Source organism: Halorubrum sp. Atlit-26R (assembly GCF_003666015.1).
GTDB lineage: Archaea > Halobacteriota > Halobacteria > Halobacteriales > Haloferacaceae > Halorubrum.
In genome coordinates this window covers 1-463 of the sequence record NZ_QPLT01000475.1, presented here as the reverse complement: position 1 = coordinate 463, position 463 = coordinate 1, and the positions used below count along the sequence as shown (strand labels likewise).

General features: G+C 53.8%; 1 protein-coding gene. It reads right to left on the bottom strand.

Annotated elements, in window-relative coordinates:
• A complete protein-coding gene (locus tag DVK07_RS24135) occupies window positions 1–174 on the bottom strand; it encodes a hypothetical protein (RefSeq protein WP_233565640.1) in 174 nt (57 codons plus the stop codon).
• Window positions 175–463: the final 289 nt, after the last annotated feature.

Here is a 463-nt window from a genome sequence, read left to right as displayed (position 1 = left end):
TCACAGCGAACGCGCCTCGCGTGCGGTCTGAAGACCATACACGACAGCCGTACCGCCGAGCACCACTAGCAATCCCTGCTGCCAAAGCTCACCGACATAGAACACCGCAGCGAGACAAAACACGCCGAACATGATGTCCCAGCCCGCCCTGGATAGCGGCGATTTCCCAGGCATATTCACTATTTGGATTCCACGCCTATTCAAATTCAGGGGTACTACCGGCGTACTGCGCTTGAATAGCAGTGATTACTGATATGATTTCTTTATACTGGGATACGCACAGAGATGTGATGCCCTCTATCCGATCCATTCTAGTCAGCCTTCTCGTTGGACTCGTCCACGCGGGAACACTCATCGCTATGGCACTGACACTCGGATATTCAATTGGTCCATCCGAGTACACGATCCTCGGGATGGGGTGGCGCTATGGCGGTCTCGTTGTCGTGGCTACAGTTCCAGTATG